The following is an 18,197-nucleotide window of genomic DNA, read 5'->3' as shown; positions in this document are numbered from 1 at the left end:
ATGCAAGCCAATATTTTAATGTTGTTATTTGTTGCGTTTAGTCTGTCCGTACAAGCGCAAAAGAAGAATGAATTTGTTGTAAATGTAGGCCAATCCACGGTAAAGTGGGCGGGTAAGAAGATTGTTGGGGGAAATACTGAAGGTACGATATCACTACAAAGTGGCAAGATGATTCTCGAGGGAGAAAGACTCACTGCAGGGGAGTTTGTTTTGAGTACGAATACAATAGCCTCTTCTACCGCTTCAAGTCGATTGATCAGTCATTTGAAAAATGAAGATTTTTTTGACGTAGAGAAATATCCTACGGCTAAATTTGTGATTACGAATGTTAAATCAGAAAATGGTAAATCTATGATTACTGGAAATATGACGATCAAGGGTATTACAAAAGCCATAACATTTCCGGCAACGATTTTAACCCATAAAAATAGGGTAGAAGCAAAAGCATCTGGCGTAAAAGTGGATCGGACTCAATATGGAATACAGTATAATTCTGGATCCATATTCACAAGTTTAGGGGATAAGGCTATTGAAGACCATTTTGTGCTGGATATTTCGATTATCGCCGAAAAGAAATAATTTAGAATAATAAAAACAGGAGTGCGGGATATTTTATCCAGCACTCCTGTTCTAGTTTATCGAAAAGTAGTTGTTATTTTCTATTCTTTAAAGAATCTGTTGCATTTTCAGACTCTTGTTCTCTAGCATCAATTTGATGTTGTCTATAATTTTCGATTGCATTTTTACTGGCTTTTTGTGATACGTAAATGCCCAGAATTGCAATTAAGGTCACTATCGCGAGCCCCCACGCGTATTTGCGTTTATCTTGTTTAACCAACCAATACATCACGAAAATATAAGGAACAGCAAATAAAATGTAAAAAATGATACTTGGGCCTACCATAGCTAATTAATATGTTCAGGTGCAAAAATACGCTATTTGAAAAGAGAAGTCAAATAGAATCCCAAAATCTAGATTTTTATTTTTTTTGTTTTGTATTTTAAACATTTCAAGGATTTTGCAGTCTTATTGATAGTTTTTGTGTCATTGAAATTAAAAGTGATGTTTTTCAAAAAAAAACTGCAATCTTCTTACATAAAAGAAAAAAATAATTCTTTACTTTTGCAGGGTCAGATATAAGAAATAAACACAAGAGTTTAAATGTATAATAAAAAAGGGCATATAAATAGCATGGAACAAACTTTCAAAAAGTTTGTTGTTATGGTTATGACCGGACGTATTACATTAAACTGTCCAATTCTCCGATTCCGACGACCTATTCTGCCTCGAGCTTGATACAAGAGGCAGGAAAATTCTATTAATGGTAAATTCATCTGGCTCGATGAATTTCTTAATCCTTGGTTATTACTTTTAGCGCACGTTTAGTGTATTAATTTTTAGGTCGACATCTTAAGATGACAATTTCAGATTTTTTAATTATCCCAGCTACGGCAGATCATGTTAGGTATGCCGAGCAGATCTGTGATGAAATGTTTGAGTCTGCAAAGGCTCGGGGTACAGGTATTGCCCGTCGTAAGCCCGAATATGTGGCTATGAAAATGAATGAAGGCAAGGCTGTCATAGCTTTGCATAAAGATGGTACTTGGGCGGGGTTTTGTTATATTGAGACTTGGGGACACGGCGATTATGTCGCGAATTCTGGACTCATTGTGAATCCTATTTTTCGCAAAGTGGGATTAGCAAAGTCGATTAAAAAACGAGTATTCGAACTATCTCGGGAGAAGTACCCCAATTCGAAAATATTTGGATTGACAACAGGACTAGCAGTGATGAAAATTAATTCCGACCTAGGCTATGAACCCGTAACGTATTCTGAATTAACGCAAGATGAAGAATTTTGGAAAGGTTGCCAAAGTTGTATAAATTACGATATATTGATGAGTAAAGATCGTAAAAATTGTATGTGTACAGCGATGTTGTGGGATCCTGTTGAAAAAGAAAAGGAATTGAAAGAAAAGATACAACGTAAAGCAGAAGCAAAGGAGCGACTAGACCGTATTTCGAAAAAGCAATCTTTATTGAAGCGTATTGAAGCGAAATTGTGGAAATCGACACGTAAAATGCTTGTTATGTTATTCCCTTTGGGCAGGAAGCCAGTAAAGGGATTTTGAATTGATACCCTCTTAAACACAAAACGAGTGTGAAGAACGCATTTATGCCGTTTTTTTAATAAGCACTCACAAATATTTATTAGATGAAAAAAGTAGTTTTAGCATTCAGTGGAGGTTTAGATACATCGTTTTGCTGTATTTATCTTTCTAGGGATTTAGGTATGGAAGTTCACTCTGTAGTAGTTAATACAGGTGGTTTTTCAGAAGATGAAATAAAGAATATAGAAGCGCGTGCATACGAGCTCGGTGTAAAATCACATACTACGATTGATGAAACACAAGACTATTATCGTGACACCATTAAATACCTGATTTTCGGTAACGTACTGAAAAATGCAACCTATCCGCTATCGGTATCTGCGGAGCGTGTTTGCCAAGCGACAGCGATAGCTAATTATGCGAAGAAGATCGGAGCAGAGTGCGTAGCACATGGATCTACGGGTGCTGGAAATGATCAGGTCCGTTTTGATATGATCTTTAATACGCTGATCCCGGGTGTAGAGATAATAACACCAATTAGAGATTTGAAATTATCACGTGAGGCTGAGATTGAGTATCTTGGTAATCACGGTTTCCCTTATAGTGCGGAAAAAGCAAAATATTCCATTAATAAAGGACTTTGGGGAACTTCCGTAGGAGGTGCAGAGACCTTAACATCTAATCAGTATCTACCAGAATCTGCATGGCCTACTGCGGCCACTTCTACTGCTCCTCAAACAGTCACAATTGACTTTGAGAAAGGTGAGCCTGTGGCGTTAAATGGAAATAAAATAGGCCCTGTGGCTGTAATACAGCAATTACAGGATATGGCGCAACCTTACGGTATTGGACGCGATATCCATGTTGGTGATACTATCATAGGGATCAAGGGAAGGGTCGGTTTTGAAGCAGCTGGACCTATCATTTTGGTAAAGGCACATCATACCTTGGAAAAGCATACGTTAACAAAATGGCAGCTGGCCTGGAAAGATCAAATCTCGGGTTTTTATGGCAACTGGATGCATGAAGGGCAAATGCACGATCCTGTAATGCGTGATATAGAGGCATTTTTGTCCTCTTCACAGAGTACCGTTACGGGACGGGTTATTGTGGAATTACATCCATATCGATTTGTGATTGTGGGTATTGAATCTTCACATGATTTGATGAATAATGAGTTTGGTAGTTATGGTGAGATGAATGAAGGTTATACAGGGGATGACGTAAAAGGATTCTCAAAGATATTTGGGAATCAAACTATTATTTGGCACAAAGTAAACCAAAAGGGTTAAGACAATCAATAGATTGTATTAATAAAGAAAATGGGTGCCACGTTTTGTACGTAGTGCCCTTTTTTTTAGATAGAAAACATATTTTATGGAAAAAATTAAAGTAGGCATCGTCGGATCTGCAGGCTATACAGGAGGAGAGCTCTTACGGATCCTTATCTATCATCCCCATGTGGATATTGTATTTGCAAATAGCGGATCAAATGCTGGTAAGAAAATATATGAGGTGCACAATGACCTTTTGGGGGATACAGAGCTATACTTCACTACTGATTTTCATTCGGAAATAGATGTGTTATTCTTGTGTGTTGGTCATGGAGATGCGCGTAAGTTTCTGGAATCAAATACGGTTGCGTCTAAGGTGAAGATAATTGATCTGTCACAAGATTACCGTCTTAAAGCTAACTCAATATATCAAGGGCAACAATTTATATATGGACTGCCTGAGTTAAATCGTGATGCCATACGGTCTGCTCATTATGTGGCTAATCCAGGTTGTTTTGCAACTAATATTCAACTGGCACTTTTGCCTTTGGCTGCTCACAGTCTATTGCCAGCGCAAGTTCATATCACGGCGACTACCGGGTCTACTGGAGCTGGACAGAAACCAGGCGCTACTTCCCATTTCTCTTGGAGATCGGGAAATCTTTCAGCATATAAGTCTTTTGAGCATCAACATCTGCAAGAAATTTCTGAGTCGTTAAATCAGTTGCAAAAAGGTTTTATAGAAGATTCAGATAGGACATTAATGGATCGAGCAGCAAAACGTATTAATTTTGTGCCATTACGTGGAGCTTTTCCCAGGGGTATCTTTTCAAGTATTTATGTCGATGCAGATTTGACAGAAGAAGAAGCCTATTCATATTACGAAAATTTTTATCAGGAGCACCCATTTACCATTGTTTCACGTGTCAACATCGATCTAAAGCAAGTTGTCAATACCAATAAAAGTATTCTTCATCTCGAAAAGCATGGTGATAAGCTGCTTATTGTAAATGCTACGGACAACTTGTTAAAAGGTGCATCTGGTCAAGCTGTTCAGAATATGAATCTTATGTTTGGATTAAGCGAGAGAGCTGGATTAAACCTTAAATCGGTAGGTTTTTAAATCTGCAAAAGAATATAATATCAAAGGCAGGTTTCTAGGATTAGGAAACCTGCCTTTTTTTTATCGTAACATTCCTGTTTGACAAACGTTTGATCGTTGTCAGATCTTTTATAGTATGCTTTGATTACGATATTTTTAGGGAGTAATACTGAATCAACCAATTCAAAAATTTTAATTTAGTTAATATTTAATGATGAAGAACACAAAGTCTATTTTTTACTTTCTTACTTTTCTTTTGTGTAGTTTTTGCCTCGAAATCTGGGCACAAACTACAAAACCCTATGAAGTAGCATTAGCTGGTAACGCCTTTCAAATAGGCGAAAGTCCAGGGAAGTCAAGGGTCGGAAGGGAAACTGCATTTATTGTATCAGGAGATTCTCGTATTACAAGTACGTATTTTAAAGTACTTGGAAAGGGCGATATTCAAATAAAACTACGGGGAAGAAAAATAGGGTCATCAATAGCCCAATTAGGAATAGTGTTTTTAAAAAATAAAAACCACGTCGTCATTGATAAAGAAGAATTCAAGGATATCGATTTAGGTACTTTTAAGGTCAAAGAACCCGGATATCTCCATCTCGATCTAAAGGGATTGGAAGGTCAGGCAGAGGTGAGCCATCTTATTGTTTCAGGTTCTGCGGTCCAGCAAGGGGTAATTTTCTCAGATGACCCTAGTTTCTATTATTGGAGTAGGAGGGGGCCTTCCTGTCATATGGGATATGAGGTGCCTGAAAGTGAGACTGTGAGCTATTATTATAACGAAATGAAGATCCCTGTAGGTGAAGATAAAATTGGATCATACTTTATGGCTGTAGGGTTTGCACAAGGATATTTTGGTATTCAAGTGAATTCAGCTTCAGAAAGACGTGTTTTATTTTCTGTATGGAGTCCATTCGAGACGGATGATCCGAAATCAATACCGGAGGACCATAAGATAAGACTGTTGAAAAAGGGTGCTTCGGTGCATACAGGAGAGTTTGGAAATGAAGGCTCGGGAGGACAAAGCTATCTTAAGTATAATTGGAAAGCTGGAAATACTTATAGGTTTTTATTAAAAGGTAGTCCCGATGGAATGGGAAATACAGATTTTACAGCTTGGTTTTTTGCTCCTGAAGTAAATGAATGGAAGCTGATTGCAAGTTTTAAGCGTCCACAGACCGATAGCCATTTGAAGCGATTTCATAGTTTCTTAGAAAACTTTGATCCTAATCAAGGGTATCTTGGGAGAAGAGTAATTTATAAAAACCAATGGTACTATGCTGATAAAACGTGGAAGCCTATCGAAAGGGCTCGGTTTACGGTGGATAATACATATACGAAAAGGCAACGGATAGATGCGACCGGTGGCGTCACAAAAGAAGGGTTTTATCTCAAGAACGGTGGTTTTTTTAGTGAGATTGTAAGTCCTGGTAGTAAATTTGATGCGATAGGAAAAGGAACTGTTCCTGTGATAGATTTCAATAAACTGCCTTAATAAATAAAAAAACCTGACCGAGAGGCCAGGTTTTTTTATTTGAACTTAACGTTTATTTTTCGTTTTCTTCGCTTACATCTGATGAGACAGAACTGTCCCCAGAATTACCTCCTTTAACTACGATTTCTTTTTTCTCTTCATCGAGATCTACCATAATCACAGCATTAGCTTTAAGTTCTCCTTTGAGGATTTCTTCAGCAATTGGATCTTCAAGATACTTTTGTATTGCTCGTTTCAATGGACGCGCACCAAAGTTAGTATCATAGCCCTTTTCGGCAATAAACTCTTTAGCTTTGTTCGTTAGGTTAATGGAATGCCCTAGTGCCTCTATACGCCCAAAGAGGGATCTCAATTCAATATCGATAATCTTGAAAATATTTTCTTTCGTTAGTGAATTGAAAACAATCACATCATCGATACGGTTTAAAAACTCAGGAGCAAATGCGCGTTTTAAGGCTGTTTCTATGACACCTCTAGAATGCGAATCTGCTTGATTCTCCTTTGCAGCAGTTGTAAACCCAACCCCTTGACCAAACTCTTTTAATTGACGGACTCCAATATTAGAAGTCATGATAATAATCGTATTTCTGAAGTCAACTTTCCGACCTAGACTATCCGTCAGCTGTCCTTCATCAAGTACTTGGAGAAGAAGATTGAAGACATCGGGATGGGCCTTTTCTATTTCGTCTAATAATACAACGGAATACGGTTTACGGCGGACTTTCTCTGTAAGTTGCCCTCCTTCTTCATAACCTACATATCCTGGAGGCGCCCCAACTAACCTAGATACGGCAAATTTCTCCATGTATTCACTCATGTCGACCTGAATCAAAGAATCTTCAGAATCAAACATAAACCGAGCTAATTCTTTAGCAAGTTCTGTTTTACCGACACCGGTAGGCCCCAAAAAGATGAAGGAACCGATAGGCTTTTTAGGGTCTTTCAATCCTGCGCGTGTTCGTTGTATTGCTTTGACCAATTTATGAACAGCATCATCCTGACCTATAATTCGTCCTTTCATGGACTCACCCATGTTCAGTAATTTTTGACTATCAGTTTGACTTACCCGTTGCACAGGGATACCTGTCATCATAGAAACTACTTCGGCTACATTGTCTTCTGTAACCGTATAACGTTTACTTTTGGTTTCAGCCTCCCATGCCGCCTTCTCCTTGTCCAGTTCTTCTAACAGTTTCTTTTCTGTATCCCGAAGCTTTGCTGCTTCCTCATACTTTTGAGAGCGGACAACTTTGTTCTTTTCGACTTTAATCTCTTCGATTTTCTCTTCAATATCAATGATAGATTGGGGAACATGGATATTGGTAAGATGTACACGAGATCCCGCTTCATCAAGAGCATCAATGGCTTTGTCCGGTAAAAAACGATCTGTAATATATCGAGTTGTTAACGTGACACAAGCTTCTAATGCTTCTGGCGTATAATTGACGTTATGATGTTCTTCATATTTGTCTTTTATTCTGTTGAGGATTTCAATAGTCTCATCATGAGAAGCTGGCTCGATCATCACCTTTTGGAATCGCCTATCGAGAGCCCCATCTTTTTCTATAAATTGACGGTATTCATCCAGTGTTGTCGCTCCGATACATTGGATTTCACCACGAGCTAGTGCTGGCTTAAACATGTTTGAAGCATCTAGCGAGCCTGACGCTCCACCTGCTCCTACAATTGTGTGGATCTCATCGATGAATAGGATCACATCAGGAGATTTTTCAAGCTCATTCATGACTGCTTTCATACGCTCTTCAAATTGTCCTCTGTATTTGGTGCCAGCAACAAGCGAAGCAAGATCTAGTGTGACCACACGTTTATTAAATAATACACGTGAAACTTTGCGTTGTACAATACGTAGAGCAAGACCTTCTGCTATTGCTGATTTACCAACCCCTGGTTCACCGATAAGAATTGGATTGTTTTTCTTACGACGAGATAGGATCTGAGATACACGTTCGATTTCCTTTTCACGACCCACAATAGGATCTAGTTTGCCCTCTTCAGCCGCACGAGTTAGATCCCTACCAAAATTGTCAAGAACTGGAGTCTTGGATTTGATATCGGAGACTTTTTTCGGTGCCGAAAAGTTTTCTTCTTCTGCATAGTCATCATCAGGTGTAGACGACCCAGGAGCTTCATCTGTAATCGTAGCTTTATTCTGTTCTACTTCATTCTTGAATAAATCGTATGTCACATTGAATTGTTGTAAGATTTGTGAGGCGATGTTGTCTTCGTCCCGCAGTATAGCCAACAGTAAATGTTCGGTGCCTATAATGTCACTTTTGAAAATTTTAGCTTCAAGATATGTAATCTTCAATACCTTTTCCGCTTGTTTCGTTAGCGGGACTGATCCTACCGGTGCTCTGGATACCGATGAACCTTTTACAGCATCCTCAATAGACTGACGGATCGAAGCCGTATCTACTAATAGATTTCTAAGGATTTTTATCGCCACCCCATCACCTTCTCGAATAAGTCCAAGTAATAGATGTTCTGTGCCTATATAGTCATGACGAAGACGTAATGCTTCTTCTCGGCTATAAGATATCACATCTTTGACTCTTGGTGAGAATTTTGCTTCCATGTAATTACCTTTCTTTCTTTTAAACTAAGTTAGGACTTTTATAAATGTATGAAATAAATGTAAATCCCGACCTATTATTTTCTATAAATTATCAACAATCAAGCCACAGAGAGATGAAGCCAAAATGGCAGGATACGTTCGTTGATATATAACGTTTTGATGTATAGTATAGCTACAGTGTTTCACAATTCGTTGCGAATTTGGTATCTTTGATGCATAAAAATAAAAATATAAAAGTTTAGGTCTAAAAAGATATGTCAGACGAAAAAATAATTTTTTCAATGGCTGGTGTAAATAAAATTTACCCACCCCAAAAGCAGGTTCTAAAAAATATATATCTATCATTTTTCTATGGTGCCAAAATCGGTGTTATAGGTCTCAATGGATCAGGTAAATCATCTCTTTTGAAAATTATTGCAGGACTGGATAAATCCTTCCAAGGAGAGGTGGTCTTTTCTCCAGGATATTCGGTTGGTTATTTAGCACAGGAACCAGAATTGGACTTGGAGAAGACGGTGAAAGAGATTGTAGAAGAAGGTGTAGCAGAGATTACAGCGATTCTGAAAGAATATGAAGAGATTAATGATCGTTTTGGTTTGCCTGAAGTATATGAGAATCCAGATGAAATGGATAAATTGTTAGCTAGACAGGGCGAACTACAGGACAAAATAGATGCCACTAATGCTTGGGAATTGGATTCTAAACTAGAGCGCGCGATGGACGCGCTTCGCTGTCCGGAGCCAGAATCTAAAATTGCCAATTTGTCAGGAGGAGAGCGCCGTAGAGTCGCTCTTTGTCGGTTACTATTACAAGAACCCGACGTGTTATTGCTCGATGAGCCGACTAACCATTTGGATGCAGAATCTATTGATTGGTTAGAACAACATTTGCAACATTATAAAGGGACGGTCATCGCTGTAACACACGATCGATATTTCTTGGATAATGTAGCAGGGTGGATATTAGAACTTGACCGAGGCGAAGGTATTCCATGGAAAGGAAATTATTCTTCATGGTTGGATCAGAAGTCTAAGCGGTTAGCACAAGAGGAAAAGACAGAATCAAAACGTCAAAAAACGCTAGAGCGAGAGTTAGAGTGGGTACGTATGGCTCCGAAAGCCAGACATGCTAAATCCAAAGCGCGTCTGCATAACTATGAAAAACTAGCTTCTGAGGAGACTAAGGAAAGAGAAGAGAAGCTAGAGTTGTTTATTCCTCCTGGTCCCCGTCTTGGAAATGTCGTGATAGAGGCAGATAATATATCCAAAGCGTATGGAGATCGAATTTTATTTGAAAATCTTAGTTTTTCACTGCCTCCGGCAGGTATTGTCGGGATCATCGGTCCAAATGGAGCTGGAAAGACAACGTTGTTTCGTTTAATAACTGGACAGGAAACTCCGGATACAGGAACTTTCAAAGTCGGTGAGACTGTGGTTTTGGGCTATGTCGATCAGCTGCATAACGACTTAGACCCTGAAAAGTCAGTTTGGGAAAACATTACAGAAGGTAATGATAATATTATGTTGGGCAATCGTTCTACAAATTCCAGAGCCTACGTTTCAAAATTTAATTTTAACGGTGCGGATCAGCAGAAGAAAGTTGGGGTACTGTCTGGAGGGGAACGTAATCGGGTTCACCTCGCTATTACATTGAAAAAGGCGTCGAATGTTCTATTATTAGATGAGCCCACAAATGATATTGATGTAAATACACTACGTGCATTAGAAGAGGGGCTGGAAAACTTTGGCGGCTGTGCTGTTGTTATCTCGCACGATAGATGGTTCTTAGATCGAATTTGTACCCATATTTTAGCCTTTGAAGGAGATTCACAAGTCTATTTCTATGAAGGGAATTATTCGGAATATGAAGAGAATAGAAAAAAGAGATTAGGGGATGTAGGTCCCAAACGTATCCGTTACAAAAAACTGGTTAAATAGATGAGTCTAGAATCCGCACGGTTATTAGAAGCAATAATAGAGACGGCAATAGATGGAATTATAACTATCGATAATAAAGGTATTGTCGAGACGATAAATCCAGCCGCTTTAACTTTATTTGGATATGATGCAGAGGAGGTGATTGGCAATAATATATCTATGTTGATGCCTGAGCCGGATCGGAGTAGCCATGATAGTTATATTTCCAATTACAAAGAAACAGGAAGAAAGAAAATAATTGGAATAGGTCGAGAAGTAAGAGGAAAGAAGAAGGATGGTACCACTTTTCCGTTTCGTCTCGCTGTGAGTGAAGTCTTTTACAAAGACAAAAGTATTTTTACCGGATTTATTCATGACTTAACCAAGGAGAAGAAAGCTGAAGATGAACTTTTGAAGCATACATTAGAACTGGAGGAAGTCGTTAGGCATCGAACCAAGGATCTGATATCTTTGGTGTCTGAATTAGAGAAAGCTAAAGCAGATGTCAGTAATTCTTTGGAAAAGGAAAAGGAATTAAATCAGCTTAAGTCTCGTTTTGTTTCAATGGCATCACACGAGTTTAGAACTCCCTTGAGTTCGGTACAGCTTTCGGCATCTTTGATTGACAAGTATATTGAAAGACCAGACTTTGATGCTGTCATAAAGCACACTAATCGAATCAAAGGATCAGTACAGTTACTTAATAATATCCTTAATGATTTTTTATCCTTGGAGAAACTAGAGGCAGGTGTTGTTGTTGTTAATAAACAAGAGATAAATCTAGTACATCTAGGTGAAGAGATTTCTGGTGAAATGCAATTAATCTGTAAAAAGAATCAGCATATTGTGTATCAGCATACAGGGGCACAGGCTGAGTTTTTTTTGGACGCCCATTTACTTAAAAACAGTATTATTAATCTGATATCCAATGCGATAAAATATTCTGGGGAAGATACTTTTATAGAGTTTTCTACAGAGATTACAGAAGATATGTGTACAATAGTGGTCAAAGATAATGGAATAGGGATCCCTGTTGAAGATCAAAAGAATCTATTCGAACCTTTCTTTAGAGCGCATAATACAGGTAATATCCCTGGGACAGGATTAGGACTTAATATTGTAAGACGATACATTAGCCTTATGGATGGAGAACTTGAGTATTGGTCAGCCATAAATCAGGGGGCACTTTTTCGTATGGTATTTAAACGCTAAGCTTAAAGCAAAATAAATGAAGAAAAGAACCATTTTAATCATCGAGGACAATTTAGAGATTAGAGAAGGAAGTGCAGAAATTTTGGAACTCACGGGTGAGTATGATATTGTCACTGCGGAGAATGGTATGATCGGTGTCGAACTAGCGAATAAACATCATCCTGATCTTATTCTTTGTGATATAATGATGCCTGAACTGGATGGGTATGGTGTTCTTTATATGTTAAGTAAACAGGAGAGTACTATGCATATACCTTTCATCTTTATTACAGCAAAGTCGGAGCGTGTAGATATGCGCAAGGCGATGGAGATGGGGGCAGACGACTATATAGTCAAGCCTTTTGATGATATTGAATTATTGAATGCAATAGAAAGCAGGCTAAAGAAAAAGGAAAGTTTGCTAAATATCGCCGCGAGTAATAATCGGTTCTTAGATCTAGAGGAAGATGAACAGAATTATTTATTAGAACATCTTGTCGCTGAATCGCGGGTCAAAATGTTCAAGAAGAAACAGCTCATTTATGAAACAGATGATTCTCCTGTCTTTATGTATTATGTCGTGAAAGGTAAGGTTCGTAGTTTTCTCAACTATCAGGATGGTAGAGAGTTATCGACAGGTATCCATGGCGATGGTCATTTTTTTGGTTATGAATCCATTCTGATGAATGAGAATTATACCGAAAGTACGGCTTCTTTGGAAGATTCCGAGGTTGCTTTGATTACTAAGGACAGTTTCTTTGAATTGCTGTACAGCAAACCTGGTATTGCAAATAAATTCATAAAAATGCTATCGGGTGATATTAAAGAGAAAGAAGAGCAAATGTTGGGATTTGCTTATGATAGTGTTAGAAAGCGGGTCGCCAATGCTTTGACTCAAATAGCATTGAAAAGTAGGGCTAATGAGAGTGATGACGAAGTACTGGTACGTATTTCCAGAGAAGATCTTGCCGCCTTTGCCGGAACAGCAAATGAAACAGTGAGTCGTATTCTCGCAGAGCTCAAAGACGAAGGGATAATAATTAAAGAGCGAACAGCGATTCGAATATTGTCTATTAATAGATTGAAGAAAATAAAATAGTAACAGCGGCCATTAGAAAAAATGGCCGCTTTTCTTTTTTGTACAATAAGTGACAAAAATCATTTATTTGCTTGATGAGTTGCATTCGTAAAGTGCAGAACTACTGCTAGATTTGGAGTGTTATACCATGAATGAATCAATGAGAGTTGTTGCATATAATATAATAGAATTCGAGAAGGAACTACTTGCGAAGGCGAACGCTAAAGTGCATGATCTTACCCTGATTTCAAATGGACTTAACTTAAATACGATTCATTATGCGGAAGGTAAAGAAGTAGTCATTGTTTCTGAGCGGGATTTACTGGATAGATCTTTGCTTGATGCGTTATGGAAAATAGGAGTCAAGAAAATAATAACCCGGTCTACAACCTTAGACCATATTGATATTCCTTATGCTTCTGTACTCAAGTTACACGTGGCTAATACACCTTCTGAGGATAAATCCCCTGAAAATATTGCAATGCAGACGATCGTCAATCTCAATAATTGGGATAAAAAAACATGCTTAGGCGATGCCTGCTATTGTTCATTTAATTGTGACAGCAAAAATGATATTAATAATCGATTATGAGTGTAGAAAGCAAAAACGTGTTGATCTCTAAATACAATGTTGCGGCTCCTCGGTATACGAGTTACCCGACGGTACCGTTTTGGCAGAATGAAGACTTCAATGAGTCGGACTGGCGGTTTCATGTAAAAAGTCGTTATGAAGAATCAAAAGATCAAGGCATAAGTATTTATATTCATTTGCCTTATTGCGAAAGCCTTTGTACGTATTGTGGTTGTAATACACGTATTACTAAGAATCATAACGTAGAGGATCCTTATATTACTTCGTTATTGAGCGAATGGAAGATGTATAGAAAGGTGTTGGGTTCTGAGGTGTTGACAATTAGTGAGATACATTTAGGTGGGGGGACACCAACTTTCTTTACCCCTAATAATCTGAAGAGGTTGATTGAAGGGATTCTGCATGGAAATGAGAAAAGTGAAAATGCATCATTTTCATTTGAAGCTCACCCCGCAAATACGACGGATGAGCATCTACATACATTATATAATTTAGGCTTTAGGAGGCTTAGCCTTGGTATTCAGGATTTTGACGAGAAGGTTCAAGCAATAATAAATCGACATCAGACTGTTGAGGATGTGCAGCAAGTGATGCGCGTAGCGAGAGCTATTGGTTACGAATCAATTAATTTTGACTTAATCTACGGATTGCCTTTACAGACCTTAGCGTCTGTCTTGAAAACTATTGAAATTTCGTTGGAAATGCTGCCAGAGAGGATTTCCTTTTACAGCTACGCGCATGTACCTTGGATAAAGCCGGGGCAAAGAAAGTTTACCGAGCATGATCTACCAGATGGAGAAGATAAGCTTGAGTTATATAAAAAAGGTAAAGAGATGATTCAAGCTGCCGGATACGAGGATGTCGGTATGGATCATTTTGCAAAAAAAGATGACGCTTTATTTTTGGCCTCCCAAAGCGGAACTTTACATCGTAATTTTATGGGATATGCGGATAGATATACTCCCCTGATGATTGGTTTAGGTGTTTCTTCGATTAGTGATTCGTGGAGCGCATTCGCGCAGAATGTGAAGACTGTAGAAGAATATCATGCTAAAATTAATGCAAACGAATTGCCGGTGTTTAAAGGACATCTTCTTAATGAAGAGGATTTGATCATTCGCACATATATTTTAGATATGATGTGTAAAGGAAAAGTGATTCTAAATGGAAATATAGAAATAGATGATAAAATCAAAAAAAGATTAGTTCCTTTGATTAATGATGGATTGGTGCTGGCGGAGGATTCGGAAATAAGAATCACTGATTTGGGTAAGTCTTTTCTAAGAAATGTTTGTATGGCTTTTGATGAAAGGTTGCAAAAAACAAAAGAAAGAGATAATTTGTTTAGTCAAGCAATTTAAAAATATTTTTTATGGCAGAGCAAAGTAGTTTGATCACTAAAACCAAATGCTATCATTGTGGTGATTTAGTGGAACAGACCTCCTATATTTTGAATGAGCATCAGTTCTGTTGTTTAGGCTGTCAGACCGTATATCAAATTTTAAAAGAAAACGACCTTCAGAGTTATTATAAATACAATACGCATCCTGGTAAATCTCAAAATGGACATAAGGAAGATCTAAATTATTTAGACGAGCCTAATATTGTCTCAAGATTAGTCGATTATCAGGACGATCACATCACGATTATTACATTTTATGTGCCGGCTATTCATTGTAGTTCTTGTATTTGGTTACTTGAAAATTTGTTTAAGCTGAATACTGCCATAAAATCCGCGAAGGTAGATTTTATGAAAAAGCAGGCCAGTATTACATTTAATAAACAAGAGATTTCACTGAAGGAAGTTGTTCAGCTTCTTCACAATATCGGGTACGATCCAAAGATTACCTTACAGGATGTTGTAAAGGAAGGGAATAAGGTTAATCAAAATGGTTTGATCGGAAAGATTACTGTTGCAGGTTTTTGCTTTGGAAACTCTATGATGATTAGTTTTCCAGAGTATTTCGGGATGGCAGATTTTGAAAGGGAATATGCTAATTTCTTTGGTTATATGAATTTAGCATTTGGTTTACCTGTTTTGTTGTACAGTGCTTCCGATTATTTTAAATCAGCTTGGTATAGTTTAAAGCAGAAAAGATTGAATCTTGATGTACCTTTAGCGCTCGGTATCTTTGTTCTTTTTTTTCGATCCGCGTTCGAAATTTTAACCCAAACTGGGGCTGGTTTTATAGATACCCTATGTAGCTTGGTCTTTTTTATTTTAATTGGTAAATGGGTGCAGGAAAGAACCTATTATCATATTTCCTTCGAAAGGGATTATAGGTCCTATTTTCCTGTGGCTGTCACCGTGTTGACAGAAGGTAAGGAAAAACCTACTCCAATAGGGAATCTTAAAGTTGGAGAACGAATTCTAGTACGAAACAATGAAATTATTCCTGCAGATGCTATTCTGCTTAAAGGTGATGCATTTGTTGATTTTAGTTTCGTGACGGGAGAAAGTGATGCAGTGGAAAAGATCCTCGGCGAAGTCGTGTACGCTGGAGGTCGCCAGACGGGCGGCGTGATTGAGTTGGAGGTGGTAAAAGCTGTTTCCCAAAGCTATCTTACAAAGTTGTGGAATAATGAGAGTTTTAAATCCTATGAAAGAAAATTTGAAACTTTTGTTGGAGTAATCAGCAAGTATTTCACCATAGGATTGATTTCAATAGCGATGTTTGCAGCTGCATTTTGGTTGGTAGGAGAAGCTACAGATAGGGCATGGGCAGCATTTACGGCTGTACTTATAATTGCTTGTCCATGTGCGTTGGCTTTAAGTTCTCCTTTTACGTTGAGCGCAGCGTTGAGTATATTTGATAAAAATAAAATGTATATCAAAAATACATCTGCTATTGAACAGATGGCTGCTATTGATACGGTTGTGTTTGATAAAACTGGTACAATATCTTCTCCCAAAGCTTCTACTATGTATTTCGAAGGAGCCCTATCTAAAATGGAAAGAGATTTGGTATATACATTGTGTCGAAATTCAAATCATCCTTTAAGCAGAGAAATAATCAAATGGTTAGGTCTGTGTGCTGTTCTGCCAATAAATGGGTATGAAGAGTTTGCTGGTAAAGGGCAATCAGCGTGGTATTCTGATTGCCAAATAATGGTAGGCAGTGCATCGTTTACCGGTGTGAGACATTCTGATGCCGAAGGTTCTGTCGTATATATAAAGATAAATAGTGTAGTGAAGGGTTTTTTTACACTGGGACAATCGTGGAGGAAAGGGCTTACGGAGGTAATTGGCAAATTAAAAGATAGTTATGGATTACATTTGATATCTGGTGATAATGAGCGTAGGGCGGAAGCTTTGCGGTTGATCTTTCCGTCAAATGCTACTCTGTTTTTTAACCAGAGTCCAAATGATAAGCTTTTGAAAATAAGTAATTGGCAGAAGGATGGGCAACAAGTATGTATGGTTGGTGATGGGTTAAACGATGCAGGTGCCTTACGTAAAGCAGACCTTGGGATTGCGGTGTCTGATGATATCAATAATTTTTCACCGGGCTGTGATGCTATTCTAGACGGCGTCTCGTTCGAAAAGCTTCCTAGTTTCTTCGCTTTTAGTAAAGATACGGTTAAAGTTATTAAAATGAGTTTTGTTATTTCTATACTTTATAATATCATAGGATTGAGTTTTGCTGTTCAAGGGACAATGTCTCCTTTATTCGCGGCGATCTTAATGCCCATAAGTACAGTGACAATTATTTCCTTTACCAGTTTAATGACAAGGTGGTATGGTAAGAAGAGAAATCTTATTTAACTTTGGTATTATGTCTATAATTTTTTTCTTAATTGGCTGTAGTGTTTTTATCGCTTTGATTTTTTTAGGCGCATTCTTTTGGGCGAATAAAACGGGGCAAAATGATGATACGTATACGCCCTCGGTGCGAATTCTTTTTGATGACGAGGTGAAATCGGATGACGGATCAAAAGATAAAAAATAGACTGCCCGCATTTTATTTTTTCCATATTTAAATCAATTGCTTTTTTGTTTGTACTAAACTATTAGCAGATCCGATACATATTCTAATTTTATAGAGATTTTCTAGGGGAATAATAGAGGGTTTGTAGAGGGTTCATAGAGGTAAATCTCTGTTTTCCCTCTATTGTGTCTCCGTTAAAATAGGGGAATCGGAGGGAAAGCCTAGAATTGCTCTGCCCTTTGGTAATAATATGGCCTGAAAGAGAAGGTGGTCCATCGTGTTTTTTTTAGCTTACCACTTCTATACAGATGGGCTTTTTATAGCTATAGTGATATAACACGATACTTTGTAAAGCCCCATTTTCCTAGCTACGGTTATCCCATTTCAATTTTATTCTCCGCATTTCCAGCGTTTTAGGGTTTTATTTCAAAAATAGATGGGGATATCCTTTGGAACTATGGGTTTAATTATCCTATCTTTGCACCACTCCGCAAGGGAGGAACGGTCGGATCTTAGGACGGGACCATGAAAAAAGAGGGGTTTAAAGTTATTTAAACGCGGGAATACAAGAAAAGGTGCTGAAATAAATTTTCACATTTATTTTGGAGGTTTGAAAAAGATTCCTACCTTTGCAGTCCCAACGGAAACGAAGGGCAACAGAAAAAGCAGGATAACGGATTTTGTTCCGGCATCATAAAAGCAGAAGCGCGAAGCGGATGCGAAAAAAGTTCTTTAAAAAATGATCATGTAACGTAACGAGTAGTGTTGAGAAACGACGAAAGTTAAAAAATCAGCCATTTGGTCCTAGAATCAGAAATTATAATAAAGACAATTCTATTTTCATAAATAGTCTTGGTCTTACACTTCATTTTACAATGGAGAGTTTGATCCTGGCTCAGGATGAACGCTAGC

General features: G+C 38.0%; 13 protein-coding genes. 12 read left to right on the top strand and 1 reads right to left on the bottom strand.

What is annotated here, in order from left to right; translation table 11 throughout:
* From G7B20_RS03105 to G7B20_RS03080, 5 genes are all read left to right on the top strand, one after another.
* Nucleotides 1-579, top strand: coding sequence for a YceI family protein (locus G7B20_RS03105; RefSeq protein WP_164108580.1), 579 nt, complete (start codon nt 1-3; stop codon nt 577-579).
* An 837-nt stretch (nt 580-1,416) separates the two neighbouring features.
* A complete protein-coding gene (locus G7B20_RS03095) occupies nt 1,417-2,133 on the top strand; it encodes a GNAT family N-acetyltransferase (protein ID WP_164108578.1) in 717 nt (238 codons plus the stop codon).
* An 83-nt stretch (nt 2,134-2,216) separates the two neighbouring features.
* Nucleotides 2,217-3,404: an argininosuccinate synthase gene (gene argG / locus G7B20_RS03090; protein WP_164108577.1), complete on the top strand. Its 1,188-nt coding sequence runs from the start codon at nt 2,217-2,219 to the stop codon at nt 3,402-3,404.
* 85 nt (nt 3,405-3,489) lie between these two features.
* Nucleotides 3,490-4,509, top strand: coding sequence for an N-acetyl-gamma-glutamyl-phosphate reductase (argC, locus tag G7B20_RS03085; protein WP_164108576.1), 1,020 nt, complete (start codon nt 3,490-3,492; stop codon nt 4,507-4,509).
* 190 nt (nt 4,510-4,699) lie between these two features.
* Nucleotides 4,700-5,983 carry a DUF3472 domain-containing protein gene (locus tag G7B20_RS03080; RefSeq protein WP_164108575.1) on the top strand — a complete coding sequence of 428 codons (1,284 nt, stop codon included), beginning with the start codon at nt 4,700-4,702 and terminating at the stop codon, nt 5,981-5,983.
* A 52-nt stretch (nt 5,984-6,035) separates the two neighbouring features.
* Here G7B20_RS03080 and G7B20_RS03075 read toward each other — a convergent pair whose 3' ends face one another.
* The gene (locus G7B20_RS03075) at nt 6,036-8,579 is read right to left on the bottom strand and encodes an ATP-dependent Clp protease ATP-binding subunit (RefSeq protein WP_164108574.1); all 2,544 of its coding nucleotides are present in this window, start codon (nt 8,577-8,579) and stop codon (nt 6,036-6,038) included.
* Between the two features lie 254 nt (nt 8,580-8,833).
* Between G7B20_RS03075 and ettA the strand changes: the two genes are divergently transcribed.
* The 7 genes from ettA (at nt 8,834) to ccoS (ending at nt 17,306) form a co-directional block, all read left to right on the top strand.
* Nucleotides 8,834-10,516: an energy-dependent translational throttle protein EttA gene (gene ettA, locus G7B20_RS03070; RefSeq protein WP_164108573.1), complete on the top strand. Its 1,683-nt coding sequence runs from the start codon at nt 8,834-8,836 to the stop codon at nt 10,514-10,516.
* A complete protein-coding gene (locus G7B20_RS03065) occupies nt 10,517-11,707 on the top strand; it encodes a PAS domain-containing sensor histidine kinase (protein ID WP_164108572.1) in 1,191 nt (396 codons plus the stop codon). It begins immediately after the preceding gene.
* A 16-nt stretch (nt 11,708-11,723) separates the two neighbouring features.
* Nucleotides 11,724-12,785 carry a response regulator gene (locus tag G7B20_RS03060; protein ID WP_164108571.1) on the top strand — a complete coding sequence of 354 codons (1,062 nt, stop codon included), beginning with the start codon at nt 11,724-11,726 and terminating at the stop codon, nt 12,783-12,785.
* Between the two features lie 139 nt (nt 12,786-12,924).
* Complete coding sequence (locus G7B20_RS03055; protein WP_164108570.1) at nt 12,925-13,356, top strand: lactate dehydrogenase; 432 nt, start codon at nt 12,925-12,927, stop codon at nt 13,354-13,356.
* Nucleotides 13,353-14,717 (top strand): oxygen-independent coproporphyrinogen III oxidase, encoded by a 1,365-nt coding sequence (gene hemN, locus G7B20_RS03050; protein WP_164108569.1) that lies wholly within the window; start codon nt 13,353-13,355, stop codon nt 14,715-14,717. The genes G7B20_RS03055 and hemN overlap by 4 nt, the downstream gene beginning before the upstream one ends.
* Nucleotides 14,718-14,728: 11 nt before the next feature.
* Nucleotides 14,729-17,122, top strand: coding sequence for a heavy metal translocating P-type ATPase (locus G7B20_RS03045; protein WP_164108568.1), 2,394 nt, complete (start codon nt 14,729-14,731; stop codon nt 17,120-17,122).
* Nucleotides 17,123-17,132: 10 nt separating this feature from the next.
* Nucleotides 17,133-17,306 carry a cbb3-type cytochrome oxidase assembly protein CcoS gene (gene ccoS / locus G7B20_RS03040; protein ID WP_164108567.1) on the top strand — a complete coding sequence of 58 codons (174 nt, stop codon included), beginning with the start codon at nt 17,133-17,135 and terminating at the stop codon, nt 17,304-17,306.
* The last annotated feature ends 891 nt before the right edge of the window (nt 17,307-18,197 follow it).

The organism is Sphingobacterium sp. xlx-96, from assembly GCF_011007365.1.
GTDB lineage: Bacteria > Bacteroidota > Bacteroidia > Sphingobacteriales > Sphingobacteriaceae > Sphingobacterium > Sphingobacterium luzhongxinii.
The sequence above is the reverse complement of the archived record's forward strand: the minus strand, read 5'-3'. Positions and strand labels throughout refer to the sequence as shown.

Coding starts and splice junctions, on each gene's coding strand:
- G7B20_RS03105 (WP_164108580.1), top strand. CDS start 1: ATGCAAGCCAATATTTTAATGTTGTTATTTGTTGCGTTTAGTCTGTCC.
- G7B20_RS03095 (WP_164108578.1), top strand. CDS start 1,417: ATGACAATTTCAGATTTTTTAATTATCCCAGCTACGGCAGATCATGTT.
- argG (WP_164108577.1), top strand. CDS start 2,217: ATGAAAAAAGTAGTTTTAGCATTCAGTGGAGGTTTAGATACATCGTTT.
- argC (WP_164108576.1), top strand. CDS start 3,490: ATGGAAAAAATTAAAGTAGGCATCGTCGGATCTGCAGGCTATACAGGA.
- G7B20_RS03080 (WP_164108575.1), top strand. CDS start 4,700: ATGATGAAGAACACAAAGTCTATTTTTTACTTTCTTACTTTTCTTTTG.
- G7B20_RS03075 (WP_164108574.1), bottom strand. CDS start 8,579: ATGGAAGCAAAATTCTCACCAAGAGTCAAAGATGTGATATCTTATAGC.
- ettA (WP_164108573.1), top strand. CDS start 8,834: ATGTCAGACGAAAAAATAATTTTTTCAATGGCTGGTGTAAATAAAATT.
- G7B20_RS03065 (WP_164108572.1), top strand. CDS start 10,517: ATGAGTCTAGAATCCGCACGGTTATTAGAAGCAATAATAGAGACGGCA.
- G7B20_RS03060 (WP_164108571.1), top strand. CDS start 11,724: ATGAAGAAAAGAACCATTTTAATCATCGAGGACAATTTAGAGATTAGA.
- G7B20_RS03055 (WP_164108570.1), top strand. CDS start 12,925: ATGAGAGTTGTTGCATATAATATAATAGAATTCGAGAAGGAACTACTT.
- hemN (WP_164108569.1), top strand. CDS start 13,353: ATGAGTGTAGAAAGCAAAAACGTGTTGATCTCTAAATACAATGTTGCG.
- G7B20_RS03045 (WP_164108568.1), top strand. CDS start 14,729: ATGGCAGAGCAAAGTAGTTTGATCACTAAAACCAAATGCTATCATTGT.
- ccoS (WP_164108567.1), top strand. CDS start 17,133: ATGTCTATAATTTTTTTCTTAATTGGCTGTAGTGTTTTTATCGCTTTG.